This window comes from Corynebacterium sp., assembly GCF_030826625.1.
Classification (GTDB): Bacteria; Actinomycetota; Actinomycetes; order Mycobacteriales; family Mycobacteriaceae; genus Corynebacterium.
Genome location: NZ_JAPJNQ010000045.1, coordinates 1 through 19,475 on the forward strand (window position 1 = coordinate 1; position 19,475 = coordinate 19,475).

Annotated in this window: 19 protein-coding genes and 1 tRNA gene; 13 read left to right on the forward strand and 7 right to left on the reverse strand. The window is 54.4% G+C overall.

The window, feature by feature from the left end:
* Positions 1–132: 132 nt before the first annotated feature.
* Positions 133–897 (reverse strand): hypothetical protein, encoded by a 765-nt coding sequence (locus tag RCH87_RS06770; protein WP_306515954.1) that lies wholly within the window; start codon positions 895–897, stop codon positions 133–135.
* A gap of 33 nt (positions 898–930) precedes the next feature.
* Here RCH87_RS06770 and RCH87_RS06775 point away from each other — a divergent pair, with 33 nt between their 5' ends.
* The gene (locus RCH87_RS06775) at positions 931–1,779 is read left to right on the forward strand and encodes a DUF3097 domain-containing protein (RefSeq protein WP_306515955.1); all 849 of its coding nucleotides are present in this window, start codon (positions 931–933) and stop codon (positions 1,777–1,779) included.
* Here the strand turns inward: RCH87_RS06775 and RCH87_RS06780 are convergent.
* The 3 genes from RCH87_RS06780 to RCH87_RS06790 form a co-directional block, all read right to left on the reverse strand.
* Positions 1,745–2,314: a helix-turn-helix domain-containing protein gene (locus RCH87_RS06780; RefSeq protein WP_306515956.1), complete on the reverse strand. Its 570-nt coding sequence runs from the start codon at positions 2,312–2,314 to the stop codon at positions 1,745–1,747. The two genes, RCH87_RS06775 and RCH87_RS06780, sit on opposite strands and share 35 nt — an antisense overlap.
* Before the next feature lie 107 nt (positions 2,315–2,421).
* Positions 2,422–3,141 (reverse strand): TVP38/TMEM64 family protein, encoded by a 720-nt coding sequence (locus tag RCH87_RS06785; protein WP_373690943.1) that lies wholly within the window; start codon positions 3,139–3,141, stop codon positions 2,422–2,424.
* Positions 3,142–3,396: 255 nt separating this feature from the next.
* Positions 3,397–3,482: transfer RNA gene (locus RCH87_RS06790), tRNA-Leu, on the reverse strand.
* A gap of 275 nt (positions 3,483–3,757) precedes the next feature.
* On the opposite strand from RCH87_RS06790, the gene RCH87_RS06795 reads away from it, so the two are divergent.
* Complete coding sequence (locus RCH87_RS06795; RefSeq protein WP_306515957.1) at positions 3,758–4,297, forward strand: YbhB/YbcL family Raf kinase inhibitor-like protein; 540 nt, start codon at positions 3,758–3,760, stop codon at positions 4,295–4,297.
* A 23-nt stretch (positions 4,298–4,320) separates the two neighbouring features.
* Positions 4,321–4,737, forward strand: coding sequence for a hypothetical protein (locus RCH87_RS06800; protein ID WP_306515959.1), 417 nt, complete (start codon positions 4,321–4,323; stop codon positions 4,735–4,737).
* 38 nt (positions 4,738–4,775) lie between these two features.
* Here the strand turns inward: RCH87_RS06800 and RCH87_RS06805 are convergent, their stop codons facing one another.
* Together RCH87_RS06805 and RCH87_RS06810 are read right to left on the reverse strand one after the other, a co-directional pair.
* The gene (locus tag RCH87_RS06805) at positions 4,776–5,957 is read right to left on the reverse strand and encodes a quinone-dependent dihydroorotate dehydrogenase (protein ID WP_306515960.1); all 1,182 of its coding nucleotides are present in this window, start codon (positions 5,955–5,957) and stop codon (positions 4,776–4,778) included.
* The gene (locus tag RCH87_RS06810) at positions 5,957–7,030 is read right to left on the reverse strand and encodes a hypothetical protein (RefSeq protein WP_306515961.1); all 1,074 of its coding nucleotides are present in this window, start codon (positions 7,028–7,030) and stop codon (positions 5,957–5,959) included. Before RCH87_RS06810 ends, RCH87_RS06805 begins: the two co-directional genes overlap by 1 nt.
* 190 nt (positions 7,031–7,220) lie before the next feature.
* Between RCH87_RS06810 and RCH87_RS06815 the strand changes: the two genes are divergently transcribed.
* The 6 genes from RCH87_RS06815 (at position 7,221) to RCH87_RS06840 (ending at position 13,897) form a co-directional block, all read left to right on the forward strand.
* The gene (locus RCH87_RS06815; protein ID WP_306515975.1) at positions 7,221–8,048 is read left to right on the forward strand and encodes an undecaprenyl-diphosphate phosphatase; all 828 of its coding nucleotides are present in this window, start codon (positions 7,221–7,223) and stop codon (positions 8,046–8,048) included.
* A 20-nt stretch (positions 8,049–8,068) separates the two neighbouring features.
* Positions 8,069–9,319 (forward strand): cysteine--1-D-myo-inosityl 2-amino-2-deoxy-alpha-D-glucopyranoside ligase, encoded by a 1,251-nt coding sequence (gene mshC, locus RCH87_RS06820; RefSeq protein ID WP_306515962.1) that lies wholly within the window; start codon positions 8,069–8,071, stop codon positions 9,317–9,319.
* 30 nt (positions 9,320–9,349) lie between these two features.
* Positions 9,350–9,622: a phosphoribosyl-ATP diphosphatase gene (locus tag RCH87_RS06825; protein ID WP_306515963.1), complete on the forward strand. Its 273-nt coding sequence runs from the start codon at positions 9,350–9,352 to the stop codon at positions 9,620–9,622.
* A 30-nt stretch (positions 9,623–9,652) separates the two neighbouring features.
* The gene (gene hisG / locus RCH87_RS06830) at positions 9,653–10,498 is read left to right on the forward strand and encodes an ATP phosphoribosyltransferase (RefSeq protein WP_306515964.1); all 846 of its coding nucleotides are present in this window, start codon (positions 9,653–9,655) and stop codon (positions 10,496–10,498) included.
* 142 nt (positions 10,499–10,640) lie between these two features.
* Positions 10,641–12,149 carry an aspartate ammonia-lyase gene (gene aspA, locus RCH87_RS06835; protein WP_306515965.1) on the forward strand — a complete coding sequence of 503 codons (1,509 nt, stop codon included), beginning with the start codon at positions 10,641–10,643 and terminating at the stop codon, positions 12,147–12,149.
* 83 nt (positions 12,150–12,232) lie between these two features.
* Entirely contained in the window at positions 12,233–13,897 is a 1,665-nt protein-coding gene (locus RCH87_RS06840) for a formate--tetrahydrofolate ligase (RefSeq protein ID WP_306515966.1), read from the forward strand.
* 114 nt (positions 13,898–14,011) lie between these two features.
* On the opposite strand, the gene RCH87_RS06845 is transcribed toward RCH87_RS06840, so the two are convergent.
* Positions 14,012–14,872, reverse strand: coding sequence for a RecB family exonuclease (locus tag RCH87_RS06845; RefSeq protein WP_306515967.1), 861 nt, complete (start codon positions 14,870–14,872; stop codon positions 14,012–14,014).
* A gap of 94 nt (positions 14,873–14,966) precedes the next feature.
* On the opposite strand from RCH87_RS06845, the gene RCH87_RS06850 reads away from it, so the two are divergent.
* The 4 genes from RCH87_RS06850 to RCH87_RS06865 form a co-directional block, all read left to right on the forward strand.
* Positions 14,967–16,253 carry a M18 family aminopeptidase gene (locus tag RCH87_RS06850; RefSeq protein WP_306515968.1) on the forward strand — a complete coding sequence of 429 codons (1,287 nt, stop codon included), beginning with the start codon at positions 14,967–14,969 and terminating at the stop codon, positions 16,251–16,253.
* Positions 16,254–16,375: 122 nt separating this feature from the next.
* Positions 16,376–17,212, forward strand: coding sequence for a tRNA (adenine-N1)-methyltransferase (locus RCH87_RS06855; protein ID WP_306515969.1), 837 nt, complete (start codon positions 16,376–16,378; stop codon positions 17,210–17,212).
* 304 nt (positions 17,213–17,516) lie between these two features.
* Positions 17,517–19,043: a proteasome ATPase gene (gene arc / locus RCH87_RS06860; protein WP_306515970.1), complete on the forward strand. Its 1,527-nt coding sequence runs from the start codon at positions 17,517–17,519 to the stop codon at positions 19,041–19,043.
* A 30-nt stretch (positions 19,044–19,073) separates the two neighbouring features.
* A partial coding sequence (locus RCH87_RS06865; protein ID WP_306515972.1) for a proteasome accessory factor PafA2 family protein occupies positions 19,074–19,475 on the forward strand: 402 nt, incomplete at its 3' end.

The window sequence follows — 19,475 nt, forward strand, 5'->3', positions numbered from 1 at the left end:
GTACAAGGCAACACCGACAATGGGCAACCGTGTGCGGCAGGTTGCTGTGATATCTGGACGAAAAACTAGCTCGAGTGTTTTCGGTTTCGCACCAATGCGCCGGGAAAATGCTGCAGGAAAAACGCTCGCGCACTAGGCGCGGGCGTATTCGGTGCACGCCCGTTCCACGCCGGCTATCCGAGCGTGTCGCAGGTGCCGGAACAAACCAAACAGTTGGTGATCAAGGCTGTGATCACCAAGTTTGTCCGTGAGCAGCTCGATTGTCGCAGCAACCATATCTGCGCGCGCGAATAGTTTTGCCACGCGCGGCGGGACGGAACCGGGAAGTCCCGGAATATCATAAAAATCTGCCAATGTACCAACGGTCATCCGGGCATTCGGCACATCGTTGGGTATGTGCGCAGATTCTTCAATAAGTTTCGCAGCCGAGTTCGTGGCTTGGCTGAGGTAATAATCTGCATCACCCGCCATCAATCCAGTTGCTGGCGGCAGAGATCCAGTTTCTCGGATCCAGGTCCATTCAGTGTGGCCATCGGAATAGTGCGGAAGCAGAACGTGGTGCAGCTCTGGGTTGGCGTCGCGGACCACGATCGCACCTGCCGCGTCGCGTTCTGCATACAAGCGTGCCGAGGCACCGCCAGCCGGTAGCGCCGGCGGTTCGCCCGGGCCCGACAACACGAGCTTGAGTACTGGTTCCGGCTGCTGCAAAATATCGGCGGTGGCTGCGCGCAATCCGGATAACAGCTCGATGATTGGTGTGCCTTCGATGGTATTCGTGCCACCGAGTTCCTGGAGCGCATCGAGGGTAGCATCGCTCGATTCATAGCCGTAGAGCCAAGCAGCAAGCCACACTGCAGTGTTTTGGACAGGAGAATAGACTTCGGCGCGGATAGACATCGTCGGCCATAGTAATCGATACACTGAAAAACCATGAGTAGAGATCGGTATAGTGGCGATATTTTACGAGGACATGCGCGTCGACAGACACCAAATTTTCCGGATCTGCAAGCTGAGCCCGGCCTGATATTAGAAGTCGTCGGCGAAGATTTCGTCGGTGCGCTCATCGACATCGACAAAACCTTTTCTGGTTACTTAGCGCGACTGGAAGATCGCTATGGCAACCGGCGAGTATTTCCCATCATTACCGGCGGGTTTTTACACGAAGGCCAACGCGTGAACCTGTCCAAAAAGATGCAGCAACCTCAGCCACAGACACCGACGCATTCAAATTCGGGTTCGCGCCGGGTAGAGGATCTTAGCGCCAGCGTTGCTGCTCCTTCGCGTATTTGGGTGGAAGGTGTGCATGACGCAGCACTCGTCGAAAAGATCTGGGGGCATGACCTTCGCGTAGAAGGCGTCGTCGTGGAATATCTGGAAGGGCTCGATAACCTCGAAGAACGGCTCACAGAATTCCAGCCAACAGCACAACGCCGCATCGGAGTTCTCGCGGATCACCTGATCGCGGGCACGAAAGAAGCACGCCTGACCGAAAACGTCGGCCCACACGTTTTAGTGACCGGCCATCCGTATGTCGATATTTGGGAAGCCGTAAAGCCCGCGCGTGTTGGCTTAGCGGAATGGCCCCACATCCCACGCGGGCAGGATTGGAAAACCGGGGTGTGCGAAGCTGCGGGGTGGTCAAACCCGAAAGAAGCGTGGCACCACATCTATAATTCGGTGCATACCTTCAGGGATGTTGATATCTCTTTGATCGGCGCTGTAGAACGTCTCGTGGACTTTGTGACTAACCCCGAGCTGCAGAAATCCGATCTGCTGTAGTCAAGAGGTTGACTGCCAGACGCCAACCTGCGTTTTCTGCAGCCCAGCCTGCGGCCTGGAGACGTTGCGATATCGCTTGCTTTGAAATACCGAGTTGTTCTGCCGCCTCATTTTGGGTTAAGCCGCTGCGTACCATCGCGGTGGCTTCACGGCCTTCATAAGTTCGCTTATTGAGCACTTGTCCCAGCAAGGCAAAGCAGGCTGCGATATCTTCAGCCACTGTTGGTGAGTTCGTGACTTCTGCCCACACGCTTCCAGCACGCGCATTGCGCGGAAGCGTGCCTTGTGCCGCGGATAATGCTGCATCTTTGCCTGTGGCAACCCCGATTCCAACGGACCATTCCCCGTCGGCAAGTAACGCCATGGTGATGTCACACACCGTTGACGGTTCATCCATCGTCGAAGTGATATCTTCCACGCCCACAACGTTGAATCCATCAACACCATCCAGCGTCGACAAGGCTGCAGCCGAGCGTTGCACGAGATCAGCGCGCCGGGGTGCACTGCCACGATAGCGGGCATGGACGGCAAACATATGACCTCCTCAACGGTTACAAGCTGGTGCAGACGAGTTGATCTAGCTTGGGATAAAACTAGATTCCAGTTTATACCCTGCTTAACCGTGGCCTCGCTCAGGCTAGTCTATGGTTCAGACTTGATTACTGTACGCGTTTGCACTGGCATTCGGGCGTCAAGGATTAATCCACCAATGCCCACAACCGCGATTGCCGCCAGTAGCACGATGACAAGCGGATTCGTGCCTGCGATCAAGGTATCGCCGAAGAGCACCCCGACGACGGTACCCGGAGCCGAACCCAGCAGCGTGGCAAGGACGAAGGGGAAAAACGGGATTGAAGTCAATGCCGCAGTGTAATTGACTAGAGAAAACGGCACGCCGGCGATGAGACGCAGCGATGCCACCGCGAGCCAGCCCCGCTTGCGCAGCCGGTAATTAATTCCAGACACCGCGGGGTGTTTGAGCCGGGGAGCCATCCAATCACCAAGCAACCAGCGGACTAACAGCAGGGAAATGGCGGCAGAGGCCGTCAGAGCAGTGAGCGCGATGAGTAGTCCGATCCACGGGCCATACAAAATCCCCGAGGCGACCGTCCATACCGTGCGTGGTAGGGGAAATTGGGTGAAAAATACATAACCCAGCCAGAACAGCACCATGAAACCACTGCCCGCAGAGTCAGCTGCTTCGCGTAACGACGTCAGGGTCGGAAAGTCGATAACGATAAACAGTACGAGCAAAGCAATCGTAATGCCTGCGACGGTGAGAATACGGGCGAGCGACCAGCGGCGGATTGATGCCCATGCATCACGGCGTACGGTGCCACAAAAATGCAAGAAACTTTTCAGCCATGGTCCGCGTCCTTTGTTGCGCGCAGAATTCTCGGATCGCTGGTGTTGTTGTGATTGGGTTCGATCTGAATCCATAGCTCCTCAGTCTAGTTGGTGACTGTCTTAGCAAGAGACATGCGTGCATGACTCTGACCGAAGTCCCTGCACACGTATCTCTGTCCAAAACTCTCGCGCAAGTGTTACTGGGCGGAGAAGATGTGAAAAGCAAAAATCTCGGGACACCGTTGAACGATGTCCCGAGATTACACATTGTGCCCGGAGCGGGACTTGAACCCGCACGTCCGTTAATAGGACACTGACACCTCAAGCCAGCGCGTCTGCCATTCCGCCACCCGGGCTGGGTGTACGCAAGCATGCAAGCTCAGTAAGTATGAAGAACTTGACGAGAAAGGTATCTACAAAGTTTTTCTACTTGCTTTGCTCTTAAGCTCGGCAACGCTGATTTACTTTAGTATGTCATATGTAGTTAAAACAAATTTGCAGGTTAAAGGCGAAAATGGGGTGCCGCAGGGGAACGATTGGCAAAACCAGGCATGCCATGAACGCTGTCACCGAATGCGGTCAGCCTGCATAATACCGGCGATCTCGGCAAGGTTCAGGTACAAATGGTGTCATGACCGATTACGCAAATGACTCCCGTTTTCCTGGACCAGACCCATATGCACCGTTGAAGGACCTGCCGTCTTTCACGCTAACTTCCACAGATTTAGTTGACGGCGATGAAATCCCGGAGAAATTCCAGGCTCCAGAGAGCAACTCACCACAGTTAGCATGGTCGAACCTGCCGGAAGGCACTAAATCGCTAGCCGTCACATGCTTCGACCCGGACGCGCCAACTGCTTCCGGCTTTTGGCACTGGGCCGCGTTTAATATCCCTGTAGATGTCACTGAACTGCCGACCAACGCGGGTGAGGCAGAAGACCTCGGCATCAAAGGCGTGAAGTCCTTGGTCAACGACTCCGGCGAACGTACCCACTTTGGTGCGCAACCACCAGAGGGTCACGGCCCGCACCGCTACTTGTACGCCGTGCATGCTGTAGACACCGAAGAAATGGAAATTCCAGAGGACGCGAGCCCGACAGTTTTGGGCTTTAACCTGCACTTCCACGCAATTGGACGTGCCATCCTGTGGGGTTGGGCCGAAAACAAGTAACTAGGGAAGTATGCTGTTCATTCATGGCAGCGAAAAACTCTTCTTCCAACAACCGTCACTCCACTAGGCGTGAAGTGACTGTGCCACTGGCTCTACGGGCCGGTGGCTCTTTTATTGCGCTTGCAGTTGCGCTGGCAATCTTTAGCGTAGTCGCATGGTTTTCTGATGGCTGGGCGGTACCATTCGCCATCACCCCAGCATTTTTGGCGATCTGTATTGCAGCAGTTCTTTTCGGTGCGTTCGCCACCGTCAACCGCGCCCAGAAAGCAAGCATCAGTCAAGTTGTTGCCCTCGCCGTGGCAGTTGTGCTCATCATTGCCAGTCAGTTTTTGCCGGCGACGGCACTAGGCTACATGGGACAACATTGGCTACTACTCTATGCAGTGCTCGCAGTATTGTGCGCATTGGTATTGCGCCGCTCCGTGATGCCGAAAGCCTAACTAAAAGAGTGCTTTCAGGTCTTTCTCAATTTTAGGGACTATGCCTCACGCCACTCCAAGCCAGATCCCACAGCCGCGGAAATATCCTCTAGGCCGTGGGCATCTAACTGTTGCAGAATTCCGCGGTGAATATCTTTAATCCAGCCTGGACCCCCATAGATCAACCCCGTATAGCCCTGCAATAGGGAAGCGCCGGCTGTAATGCGTTCCCAGGCTTGCTGCGGGGTTGTGATACCACCGACCGAGATCAGAACCAACTGATCTCCAACGCGTTCGTGCAAACGATGCAATACTTCTAACGAACGCTGCGCTACTGGTGGGCCGGAGATTCCGCCTGCACCCGCTGCTTCGACTTGGGCGGCGGGCGTTTTCAGCCCCTCACGTGAAATCGTCGTATTCGTGGCAACAATTCCCGCAAGACCTAATTCAACAGCCAAATCTGCACAGGCATCAACGTCGGCGTTGGACAGGTCCGGTGCTATTTTTAACAACACTGGGCTGGTGCAAACTTCCTGCACTGCCTGCAGAATTGGACGCAAAGATTCCACTGCCTGCAGGTCACGCAATCCAGGTGTATTCGGCGATGAGACATTCACGACCAAATAATCAGCCATCGATCCCAACACAGACGCTGAACGGCGGTAATCGTCGACGGCCTGTTCCACCGGGGTCTTTTTGGTTTTACCAATGTTAATCCCGATGATCCCACGCTTTGCAGGATCACCGCTCGTGAGATGTCCACGCAGGTTGCGGGCCGCGACGGCTGCACCGTCGTTATTGAACCCCATGCGGTTCAGGATGGCATGGTCTTCGCGCAAGCGGAACAAACGCGGTTGTGGGTTACCAGGTTGCGCTGCCGCCGTGACGGTACCCAGTTCAGCAAATCCAAAGCCAATAGCCGACCACGCTTTGGCTGCGCGGGCGTTTTTATCGAAGCCTGCGGCTAGTCCCAGCGGGCGTGGAAACCGCACGCCGAAAACGTCTTGGGCAAGTCGGGGATCATCCGTGCACAATGTTTTGGATAGCAAGCCACGCAACAGTGTTGACGAATTGACGAATGCCATGACGTTATTGGCACCGTGGTGGATGCGCTCTGGATCGACCTGGAACATCACGCGCAGTGCCGTGCCATACGCCGCTCGATATAGTTGCTTGCGCGCTCCGTGTAGAGCGCGTCCGATAGTGCGGTTGTCCCGTGATTGTGCAGACTGTGAAGCCATTATTGTGCGTTCTCCTCAGATAATTCTGGATCAGCAATAACCTGGATGCCGGCCCCGGAAGCTGATCCCAGCACGATTGTGCCCTCATCGTTAATCACCATCGATTGTGCATCAGCGATCGTGTGTAACTGGCTGGCTTGCTGGGGAACCCCGCTCGAGAGCTTGAAGCCAGTCAACCGGTTGCCTTCGGTGGAAGCGACCCAGGCTAGTTCCCGGTCACTATCCCAGCCCACGGCCCACGGCCCTGCTGGAACAGGGGTGGTTTGGTGCAATCGAATCACGTCGAGGGCGGTGTAGACGGCCAGCTGATTGCCCCGAGTATCGGCTGCTAGTACCAATCCCTCATCACCTGCGGAGATCGCACCGACACCCAGGCCGACCCGCAAAGTGCCGCCGCCGCGTTCGTTACGCCAATCCAAATTCTGGATTGTCGTGTCTTCTCGCCAGGTACGCACCAATTGTTCGCCGTGCGATTCAGATTCCACGTGCACTAATTCGTCGGTGGGCGCTGCTGCGATAAATTTACTGTGTACTACGCCATCAGGTGCCACGATGGCGACGTCCGCGGTCTCATACGAGGCAAGAACTAGATCGCCATTGTTCATCCGCGTCGCTGAGGTAACCGGGAAGTCTACCTCCGGGGTGATTTCTTCAGCCGTGGTTTCACCAGCCGCAAATACCTGCACGGTGGAATCGCAAGCGAGGACAAAATGATCCGCGGTGGCGGATAGGTCGCCACATGAGGGATCAATATCAACGACCGTTCCGCCGTCGGCAAGCTCGTCGACGGTGCCGAACCACAATGTACCGCCGTTGCGCACCGCAAGAGTATCACCAGCTATAGCCATGTCCGAGACGCGGGAAAATTCCGGACGGGAGACCGTCACGCCAGCGAGCTTGGCTTCATCAACTGCTGGAGAACTGGCGACTGGGCTGGCATTCCCCATGGCAGGGGCATCACCACCGGGAAGCACGGGATTATCTGCACAAGCGACGAGCGCGCTGGCGCCCACTAAAGCGCACGCAGCGAACACGTAGGGACGAAATTGCACCGACCGAAACCGCATATTCACAACAGGTGAGTTTATCAGCAGCATCAGAAAACTCCGGAAGCTGGATCCAGCATGCATCATCGCCGATAGAGCAGGGAGTTCAACACCATTCGGGCAAAGGTATAGTCTGGTAGCCGTGATTACGAGCGATGTAGCTTTGGATACTGCTAGCCACGCGGCGGGAGCGGCGACAACTGCCACCGAAATTGACATGACTTGGGTGCAGGTTATCGTCTTAGCCGTACTACAAGGCTTAACCGAATTTTTGCCGGTATCGTCGTCAGGCCACTTGCGGATCTTCTCAGAATTTTTCTGGGGTGCAGACGCTGGTGCATCATTTACTGCTGTTATCCAGCTAGGCACCGAAATCGCAGTGGTGATTTTCTTTTGGCGCGAAATCGTCCAGATCGTTCGTGGTTGGTGCCGAGGAATTGTCGATCGGGATGCTCGCGGAGCCGATTGGAAGATGGGTTGGATGATCATCGTCGGCTCAATTCCGATCGGAGTCATCGGGTTTTTGGCGAAAGATTTCATTCGCGACTCTCTACGCAACCTGTGGATCACGGCCGCTGTGCTCATTCTGTTCTCGTTTGTGTTTATTGCCGCAGAGCGTTGGGGTAAGAAGACGCGCACTAGTGGTGAACTGAATTTTCGCGACGCCATCGTCATGGGGCTGGCGCAGTGCCTCGCTTTGATCCCTGGTGTGTCACGATCTGGGGGTACGATTTCTGCGGGTCTTTTTTTGAACCTGGACCGCGAGGTTGCCACCCGTTTCAGTTTTCTGTTAGCGATTCCAGCCGTTATGGCCTCCGGTTTATTCTCGCTTCCCGACGCATTTGGTCCAGCTGCCGGTCAGGCCGCCAGTGGAATGCAGTTAGCAATTGGTACATTGGTTGCTGGTCTCGTTGGCTATGCAGCAATTGCATGGCTGCTGAAGTTCGTTGCTAATCACTCGTTTGCCTGGTTTGCCGCCTACCGCATCCCGCTGGGTCTGCTGGTCATGGCGCTGTTGGGCTTGGGAGTTCTCCAGCCTGTTTAATCCTCGTTAGAGTAGGAATTATGAAATCTTGGCCTGTTCCTGTCGTTCCCACCATCTCCGCACGCAATGGCTCACCAGTGCCGTTACGTTTATATGACACTGCCGATGCTGAAATTCGCGAGGTCAGCTTCCACAATCCTGACGGTCCTGCGGGCATGTATGTCTGTGGTATTACTCCCTATGACTCGACGCACTTGGGGCATGCGGCAACCTATCTGACCTTTGACCTGGTTTATCGAGCATTGTTGGACAACGGTCGCGACGTCCATTTCGTGCAAAACGTCACCGATGTAGATGACCCATTGTTTGAGCGAGCAGATCGCGATGGCCTAGATTGGCGTGAGCTAGGCAAAGAGCAAACAGATCTTTTCCGCTCTGACATGCAGCAATTAGGCGTCATTCCGCCACAAGATTTCATGTCCGTCTCGGAGACTGTCAACGAAATAATCGACATCGTTGGCAGGCTATTGGACCAGGGCAAGGCCTATATCTTGGACGGCGAATATCCAGACATTTATGCGCCGATCGCTGCAACGGAACAATTCGGTTACGAATCAAACTTTAGCCGTGCGGAAATGATGAAATTCTTCGCCGAGCGCGGAGGTGATCCGGAGCGTGCAGGTAAGCGCGATCCGCTCGATGCCTTGATTTGGAAAGCTGAGCGGGAAGGCGAACCCTCATGGGAGGCACCGTTCGGTCGTGGTCGACCGGGTTGGCACATCGAATGCGCTGCGATCGCAGCGAACCGTCTTGGTGCGCAATTCGATATTCAAGGTGGCGGCTCCGATCTTGCCTTCCCACATCATGAGTTCTCTGCAGCCCATATTGAATCCGCGTACGGTGTCGACCGGATGGCAGGACATTACGTGCACGCTGGCATGATTGGCCTAGAGGGTACCAAGATGTCGAAGTCACTGGGCAACCTCGTGTTCATTCACAAACTCACCGCAGCCGGACACGAAGCAGCAGCAATCCGCATCGGTGTTTATTCACAGCATTATCGCAGTGACAGGGACTGGTCGGATGCACTACTCGCAGACAGCGAAAAACGCCTGGAAAACTGGCGTTCCGCCCTGGAGAACCCTGGTGATCTCACCACAGCACAGCAATTGGTGCAGAAGATCCGCACGTGTATCGCTAATGATTTGGATTCTCCGTCGGCGTTGCGCGCCATCGACGAATGGGCAGAAGGGCCACGGGGGGTCAATGATTCCCAAGCTGCGGAACTCGTACGGGTAGCGCTTGATTCACTGTTGGGGATTTCCGCCTAAGGGCAAACGAGTAGCTGATTTTGCCCTAGAATGGCCATCGTGAAGAATTTTGACGAGTTGCACGCAGAATTAGCCCGCAAAGCTCAACAACGGCCGGAAGGATCTCGCACAGTACAGGCATTAGAGGCCGGTGTGCATCATATCGGCAAGAAAATCATCGAAGAAGCAGGCGAAGTCTGGATTGCCGCGGAGTACCAATCCGATGAGGAACTGTCGGAGGAAATCTCTCAGTTGCTGTACTGGACGCAAGTCATGATGGTTGCACGTGGCCTCAATCCAAACGATGTTTATCGTTACCTCTAAAACCGCGCACCCGTTGCAAAGGTATTTCTCATGATCAAAATTGCTGTCCCCAACAAAGGTTCGCTTTCCGACGCCGCACAGTCCATTCTGAAAGAGGCTGGCTATAAAACCCGTGGCTATACCAAGGCCTTAGCCGTCGCGGATACCGAGCACGATATTGAATTCTTCTTTCTCCGCCCGAAAGATATCCCGATTTATGTTGCGAATGGGCAACTAGACCTCGGCATCACCGGTCGTGACCTTGCTGCGGATTCCCGTGCGGCCGTCGACGAGGTGCTTTCGCTTGGATTCGGTGATTCACGTTTCTATTTCGCGGCCCCAGACGACGAAAGCTGGGAAATCGAACAGCTGGAAGGGAAACGGATTGCTACTTCGTATCCGAACCTAGTCCGCGACTATTTGGCTCAGCGTGGTCTTTCTGCCGAGGTCATCCGCCTCGATGGTGCTGTCGAAATCTCGATTAAATTAGGCGTGGCCGATGCCATCGCCGATGTGGTGTCCACCGGAAACACGCTGCGGCAGCAAGGATTGAAAGCTTTCGGCGAACCAATCATTGAATCAGAAGCGGTCGTTATTTCTCGTCGAGGCGCTGAGGTGACAGGCGAGCAACAAATCTTGCTTTCGCGCATTCAGGGCATTTTGCACGCACAAAATTACGTGATGATTGATTACAACATTTCGCGGGAGAACTTGGATGCCGCCGCGAAATTCACCCCGGGACTTACCGGCCCCACGGTGTCGCCGTTGGCACGCGAGAACTGGGTTGCGGTTCGTGCACTCGTACCTCGAAAGCAAGCAAACAACTTGATGGACGAGATCTCAGCAGTTGGGGCAGAAGCGATTTTGGCTTCTGACCTTCGCATCGCGCGCATGTAAATCTTCGCATCGCGCGCATGAATCAGTCCCCAGGTATTCTGGGGCGGTGACGGACGTCTAAGAAAGCGTTCCACGGGCTCACCACCGCCGAGTCCGATCATTCAACCTCAAGCGCACACCCGCGCAAAGGAGTGAGTTTTAGATGGCGAAAAAATCCGAAGAAAAAGATACCACCACCCAGTCCGCAAAACCACAGGACACTTCAGGTGGTTCGGCTAACAAATCGAACAAGAAGACTCGTACTGAGCATGACTTGCTCGGTGCGATGGAAGTGCCGAACGATGTCTATTACGGCATTCACACGATGCGCGCGATCGACAACTTCCAGATCTCGTGGGTGACGATCAACAACGTTCCAGAGTTTATCCGCGGCATGGTGATGGTTAAAAAGGCTGCGGCTATGGCTAACCGTCGCCTACACACGTTGCCCAAGAAGAAGGCTGAGGCCATCATCTGGGCCTGCGACCAGATTTTGGAGCAAGGTCGCTGCATGGATCAGTTCCCACTGGATGTCTTCCAGGGCGGGGCTGGTACCTCGCTCAACATGAACACAAACGAGGTGGTCACCAACCTTGCGCTGGAGTATCTGGGTGAAGAAAAAGGCGCCTATGATGTCCTCAACCCGAACGACGACGTCAACATGTCGCAGTCCACTAATGATGCCTACCCAACCGGCTTCCGTTTGGGTCTGTATGCCGTCATGGATCGTCTGATCGACCAAATTGGCAAACTGGAACTTGCGTTCACTCAAAAAGCCCATGAATTCTCTGACATCCTCAAGATGGGCCGCACTCAGTTGCAAGACGCTGTGCCGATGACGCTTGGCGACGAATTCCGCGCGTTTGGTGCAAATCTTGCTGAAGAGCAATCGGTCTTGCGCGAGGCACAGGAGCGTCTGCTCGAGATCAACTTGGGCGCAACGGCTATCGGCACTGGCGTCAATACCCCGGCTGGATACCGCCACCAGGTCACGGCCGCTTTGTCCGAAGTTTCTGGTTTGGAGCTGAAAACCGCGCGTGACCTGATCGAAGCTACCTCTGACACTGGTGCGTATGTGCTCGCGCACTCGGCGGTCAAGCGCGCTGCTTCGAAGTTGGGCAAAATCTCCAACGACCTACGTTTGCTTTCTTCTGGTCCACGAACCGGCTTGAACGAAATCAATCTTCCAGAACGCCAGGCTGGCTCATCAATCATGCCTGCGAAGGTCAATCCAGTTATTCCTGAGGTTGTCAACCAGACTGTCTTCAAGGTCTTCGGCAATGATTTGACCGTTTCCATGGCTTCCGAGGCTGGTCAGCTGCAGCTTAATGTGATGGAGCCTGCAATGGGTGAGGCTTTGTTCCAGTCGGTGCGTATCCTCGGCAATGCAGTCGATGCTCTGCGCGAAAAATGCGTCGAAGGAATCACTGCCAATGCCGATGTCTGCCGCGAATACGTGGAGAATTCCATCGGTATCGTGACTTACCTCAACCCTCTCATCGGTCACCACCAAGGAGACTTGATCGGTAAGGAAGCCGCAAAGACCGGTAAATCCGTGCGCGAATTGGTCCTGGAAAAGGGACTGTTGGACGAAGCAACAGTTGACCGTGTGCTGTCTAAGGAAAACCTGATGCACCCTGAATTCCGTGGAAAGCTGTACTTGGACGACTAAGCGCAGTCGCACTTAATCGCTGCTTATTGAGCCGCGAATATAATGCCCATCACTTTGGCCTGAAAATAACTAAGGTGGTGGGCATGAGTTCTATTCCCACAGATGTAGAAATTGCGAATAATCACGTGCTAGAACCGATCGCAGAGATCGCTAAGAAAGCACAGATTCCAGACGACGCACTTGTTCCATACGGCGAAAAGAAAGCCAAGATCGACACAACCAAGCTCGATTGGAGTCGAGAAGACGGCAAGCTCGTTCTTGTCACCGGAGTTTCGCCGACACCAGCCGGTGAAGGTAAGTCAACGACTCTCATTGGATTGACTGATGCACTAGCACAAGCTGGAAAGAACGCCATGGTCGCCATTCGCGAACCTTCTTTGGGGCCGGTGATGGGCATCAAAGGCGGGGCTGCCGGAGGTGGCTATTCCCAGATCGTGCCTATGGACGAAATCAACCTGCACTTCAACGGCGATTTTCACGCGATCACCTCGGCTAACAATACGCTGGCCGCAATCATCGATAACCACATTCACCAAGGCAATGAGTTGGGCATCGATCCACGTCGCGTGACCTGGCAGCGTTGTGAAGACGTCAACGATCGTTCACTGCGTTCCGTAGTCACCGGGCTGGGTGGTCCGGGTAGCGGGACTCCTCGTGAGGCCGGTTTTACGATTACTGCAGCGTCGGAAATTATGGCGATCGTTGGTTTGTCCACGGATCTCGCAGATTTGCGTAAGCGTTTGGGTGATATCACCGTCGGCTATAGCTACGATAAACAGCCTGTGACCGCACGCGAGCTGAAGGCTGATGGCGCACTCACCGTTTTGCTCAAAGATGCGTTGCAGCCTAACCTGGTGCAAACTTTGGGTGGCGTTCCTGCGCTTGTACACACCGGCCCGTTCGGTAACATCGCCCACGGTTGCAACAGTGTGTTGGCGACCAAGGTTGCTTTGAACCAAGCGGATATTGTGCTGACAGAAGCAGGCTTTGGTTCTGACCTGGGCGCAGAGAAATTCTTCGATATCAAAGCCCGTCACGCTGGCCTTAACGTTGATGCTGCGGTCGTGGTGGCGACGATTCGTTCACTGAAATTCAACGGTGGTATCGCAAAGACGGAACTGGGAACCCCGAACGTTGAAGCATTGCGCGCGGGCGTGGTGAACTTGGAACAGCACGTCAACAACGTTCGTCAGTTTGGCGTACGCCCAGTGGTCGCATTGAATATTTTCGGCTCCGACAGTGAAGAAGAAATCCAGTTTATGCACGATTGGGCGAAGAAGTTCGATGTGGATCTCGCCGAGTCGACGGTCTTCGCTAACGGTGGCGCCGGTGCTAAAGAGTTGGCGGACAAGGTACTGGCCAACCTCAACGGTAAGAGCACCACTCTGTATGATCCAGCCGACGGCGTCGAAGAATCGATTGCTACGATCGCGAAGAATGTCTACGGCGCTGCCAACGTTGAATACTCGGTGAACGCGCGCAAGGACCTTGACTACCTGCGTGAATGTGGCTGGGACAAACTGCCAGTGTGCATCTCTAAGACCCAGTACTCCTTCAGCGATGATCCGTCGCAGCTAGGTGCACCACAGGGACACACCCTGCATGTGCGTAAGCTACTGCCACGTACCGGAGCAGGTTTCGTTCTTGCACTGACCGGTGAAGTGATGACGATGCCAGGTTTGCCAAAGCGGCCGGCAGCCGAGCGCATCGACATCACTGCCAACGGAGTAATCAGCGGCTTGTCTTAAAAGCATAAGGGACTAAGCCTAAAGCATTGCGGCATCAATCTAAGCCTTGAGCCCCAAGTCCTGAGGCCTGAGTCTTGAGGCTTCGGGCAAAGTCCCAAACTGGATCGCTGCCGACTAGGAAGTTTTATCGGCAGCGGAACCAGGCCAACCGGGGTATGGGGGAGGAGTTCCCCCAAATTCCGGGCATAGCTTTTGATGCGGGCACCAGCCACACAACTTTGAGGTTTTCGTGCGGAAATGCCCGCTATGGCCGTCGCGCTCTATTTTTGCCCACAACTCACCTAAGTCTCGTTCGAAAAACTCCAGTTCTTCTTTCGACGGGGCGAGTACCATGTCGTCGATGACCTTGATGTACATCAGACGAAGCTGGTGGGGAATAGTGTGTTGCATCCGCCAGTACACCAATGCATAAAACAACATCTGAAACTTGGCGTTGTGGGAGAAGCGCGGGATCGGTTTTTTCCCGGTCTTATAATCAACAACACGCACTTCGCCCGTGGGTGCTTTATCTACTCGATCAATGAACCCACGGACGGGCACACCGTTGGGTAAAACGGTGTCGACATACATTTCGACGGATTCCGCGTCAAAGCCTTGCGGGTTTTCCATCTGGAAATAGCCTTTGACCAAGCTGCGGCATTGCACCAAGAAATCATAGGTCTCGGATTCTGGCACCAATTCAGCGAGGTCACCGTCGGCAGCACACATCTTTTCCCAGTTCGGTTTGAGCATTTTCACTGCAGCGGGGTAAGTGCGCTCTGCAGCCGGAAGTTTATGCATGTCTTCCAAAACAGCATGCACCAAGGTTCCTTTGACCTGCGCTAGTGTCTTCGGCTCGGGTAGCCGGTCGATAGCGCGCAACCGATACAGCAATGGGCACTGTTGATAATCGCCTGCACGAGATGGTGATAGAGCTAGTGGTTTCGGACGTCGGGATGCTTGCTGGGTAGTAGAGGTACTGCCGGTAGTGCTCATAATGCTATCCAGCTTAAACGGTGTCGGTGGGTTAGCACTAAGCTGGATGGGACGAAAGTAATTGTTGACTGCGACCCCGAAGGTATGAACTGTGATGAACGAGATTAATGAATTCATGGAGTTTTTGGACGCTGCACCCAGTTCTTTCCATGCGGCGCATGCTGTGGCAGATCGGCTAGTCGAAGCTGGTTTTACCGAGCATGATGAAACGCAACCGTGGAATGCGAGCCCAGGTGGGCATGTGGTCGTGCGTGATGGGGCAGTGATGGCATGGTTTGTCCCGGAGGAAGCGAACGAAGCATCTGGTTTCCGCATCATCGGATCACATACGGATTCACCTGGGTTTAGTCTGAAGCCACAGCCAGATAGCAGGCAGCACGGTTGGCACCAATTGGGAGTAGAGATCTATGGTGGTCCGATCATTCCGTCATGGTTTGACCGCGAGCTGACTTTAGCAGGCCAGGTTATTTTGGCGGATGGTTCTGAGCGACTGGTCAACACTGGCCCAATCTTGCGTATTCCGCATTTGGCGATTCACCTCGATGGTTCGAAAGAATTCAACGTCGACAAGCAAAAGCATCTGCACCCGGTCATGGGGCTTGCCGATGCCACCAGCGAGGCCATTAGCGAACAAGTCAGCGCTGGTGGCATCAAGGAAATTCTTGCCGGTCAATTGGGTATTGCTGAGGCTGATATTGCCTCCTGGAACCTGATTACAGCACCAGCGCAGCCGGCTGGGCTCTTCGGCGCGAATGCAGATTTTCTGGCTTCTGCACGCATGGATAACCTCTCGAGTGTCTTTGCCAGTCTCACGGCACTGTTGCGCGCGGTCGAAGGAGACGATTTTGGCTCCGATATCGCGGTGCTGGCCGCGTTTGATCACGAGGAGGTCGGTTCGGCATCGACGACTGGTGCGCAGGGGCCAATATTGTCAGAAGTATTGGAACGAACAGCGACCGCGATGGGCGTCGACCGTGAAGGGTATATGCAGATGTTGCGGCGCTCATCGTGTGTATCGGCCGATGCAGCGCACTCGATCCACCCAAACTATGCAGAAAAACACGATCCGCATAACCCACCGATCATCGGTGCTGGGCCGGTCACCAAAATCAATTCAAAACAACGTTATGCCTCGAATGCGCGCACGATCGCGATGTGGGAAAATGCCTGCCACGCTGCCATGGTGCCGATCCAAAATTACGTGAGCAATAATTCTGTGCCGTGCGGTTCCACCATCGGACCGGTGACAGCAACGGCTTTGGGTATAGATACCGTAGATGTTGGTGTGCCCATGCTGTCGATGCACTCAGCACGTGAAATGATTGGTGTGGTCGACCAATTGTGGTTCTCGCAAGCGCTCGAGGCTTATCTCATCCACTAATTTCTCGTCCACTAATTTAACTGTGTTTGGTGCGTAGCTTTTGTCTTGTCTCTTTCGTTTTCACAATCTAGCCCCTTCAGAATCGCCCCGCTTACAATCGAAATTCTAGGAAAGGCTGCTTAATGGCATATTCTGGTCCCTTCAAATACGGCGATCGTGTCCAACTTACCGATGCCAAGCGTCGACACTTCACCCTCTATCTCAAAGAAGGCAACAAATTTCATTCTCACCAGGGCATCGTTGAGCACGATGACATCGTCGGGATGGATGAAGGCTCAGTGATTACCTCGACCATGGGTGGCCAGTTCCTCATGTTCCGCCACCTGATGGTCGATCACGTGCTCTCTATGCCGCGTGGTGCACAGGTGATTTATCCGAAAGATGCTGCACAGATCCTCATCGAAGGCGATATTTTCCGTGGAGCACGAGTGCTCGAAGCCGGCGCTGGTTCTGGAGCGTTGTCGATGGCTTTATTGCGTGCTGTTGGCCCCGAAGGCCACGTGTACTCCTACGAGTTGCGCGACGATCATATCGGCTACGCCATTGACAACGTCAAAGAGTATTTCGGCGAGCAGCCAGAATGGTGGAGTCCACGGCTCGGTGATTTCCAACAGCTCACGCCTGAAGACACGGAAGGTCCGGTTGACCGCGTGATTCTTGACATGCTGGAACCGTGGGAAATGCTGGAGACAGTAAAAAACGTTTTGGTCCCCGGCGGGGTTTTTATCACCTATGTTGCTACCGTGCCGCAATTGATGAAGGTCATGGAAGGTATTCGCGAGCAGAAGTGTTTCACTGAACCGCGCGCCTGGGAATCCTTAGTGCGTGACTGGAAGGTCGAAGGCCTGGCAACACGACCAGAACACCGTATGAATGCGCACACAGCTTTTTTGATCATGACCCGCCGATTGGCCGATGGTGTCGTACCCCCGCGGCCGAAGCGCAAAGCCCGTCGTTAACCATCGATCATTCAGTCACGAAACATTCAGCTATCGAACAGCGAATAGTCAGCAAAACACGTCACTAGCCTGGCCTAACCTAGCTATTCCTAGCCTAGTTTGTTAGGCTTTAGCGAGAGAAAACAAGAGAAATCGCAAGGTCATCTGACTTTCGCCGTGGCGCTAGTGACAGGGCCGTATCCAGCACGAACAACAGCTCGTTCGAAATACCAGCGCATCCCTGTCCGAAGTTCTCAGAAACCACAACAACAACCAGACCCCACAACAACAAAGACACAAGCAGAAGGGAGGTTCGGTATACCCCATGACCAAAACAACTCCGGACCCACAGCTACAGCTTCGGCGTGATGTGCGTGAATTACGCAAACGCAATGAGCAATTAGCGACTCTGCTCAAAACTTCCAGAGACAAGTTGGCGCAGCTGACTTCCGAACTCAATGCCTTACAAGAGCCGGTTTCCACCTACGGCGTATTCCTTGGATACGCTCCACATAGCCGCCGTGAGGCTGATGTGTTCACCTCCACGCGCCGGCTGCGGGTGAGTGTTTCCCCACTGCTCGAACACGAAATCCCGACCGGCGCACAGGTCCGGCTAGGCGATGGCAGCGTGATCGTAGAAGATTGTGGCTTCCATTCCGACGGCGTGCTGATGCGAGTGAGTGAGTTCGTCGAAGATTCTGCAGAAGGCGGTACTCGTGTGCTTGCCTCCACCCCGCAGGGCGATACCCACGTGATGCACCTGGCCGCTCCATTAGTCGGTCACGTGCGGGCCGGCGATAGTGTGCTTGCCGACGTGAAATCCGGCTTTGCGGTCGAGCGCATTGCGCAAGCAGAAGTCACCCAACTGGCTTTGGAAGAAATCCCCGACGTCACTTACGACGACATTGGTGGCTTAGACGCGCAAATTGAACAAGTACGCGATGCCGTGGAAATGCCATTTGACCACCCTGAGCTGTATCGTGATTACCAGCTGCATCCCCCCAAGGGCGTGTTATTGTATGGGCCTCCGGGCTGCGGTAAAACCTTGATCGCCAAGGCGGTCGCGCATTCTCTAGCATCCCGGGTTGGTGATGGTTCTGCGTCGTATTTCCTGAACGTTAAAGGCCCTGAGCTGTTAAACAAATACGTCGGCGAAACAGAACGTGTGATTCGTTTGATTTTCGAGCGTGCTCGCGAGCTCGCTTCTGACGGCGCGCCGGTAATCGTTTTCTTCGACGAAATGGAATCAATTTTCCGTACCCGTGGCACAGGCGTCTCTTCGGATATAGAGACTACGGCGGTACCACAGCTGTTAACGGAGATCGATGGTGTCGAAGGTCTCGATAACGTGATCGTAGTCGGCGCGACAAACCGTGAAGAATTGATTGATCCGGCGCTGCTGCGACCGGGCCGATTGGATATTAAGATCCGGATTTCGCGTCCGTCGAAGCAGGAAGCCCCCGATATCGTCAGCAGGTATTTGCACGAGGGCGTGCCTCATACAGATCCACTCGATGTGCTCATCGACGGCGCCGTTGATGCGTTGTTTGCCCCGCGGCCGTTCGTGGAGCTAACGCTACGAGATGGCAGCACAGCCGTACTGCATTATGGTGATTTCGTTTCTGGTGCACTGATCGCGAATGTCGTCGATCGCGCCAAGAAGCTGGCAATCAAAGACTTCATTGCTTCGGGATCGTCTGGTGAACATGGGATTTCCTTGCGCCATATCCAAGAAGCAGTGCGCACAGAGCAAGACGAGAGTGAAGATCTTCCAAATACCGCCAATCCGGAAGAATGGAATCGCATCGTAAAATTATCTCAATCTGTTGTTGCTGCACGGAGCTTGGTCTAGGCCAACTTTGTACACACAGGAGTACACGCTATGACGAGCACGCAAAAATTTCGCCGCTTCATGGGCACAGAAACTGAATTTGGTATCGCTACGCCCTCCGCGCCGAAGTTGAGCCCCATCATTACCTCGACGCACGCGGTAGTGAGCTATGCGCTGCGCCGAATTGGAGCCCGCTCGCGGTGGGATTTCGCTGCAGAGCATCCCACTCGTGACACCCGGGGTGGTGATCGACAGCGCTACCGCACGACACCAATGGTCGATCCAGAAACTTTGGGTGTTGCCAACGCAGTTACCCATAACGGCGCCCGTTTTTATGTTGACCATGCGCACCCTGAATATTCCTCACCCGAATGCGCTAATGCCTGGCAGGCAATGATCTATGACCAAGCTGGTGATCGGATTGCGTTGCAGGCGATCAATGACGTGGCAGCG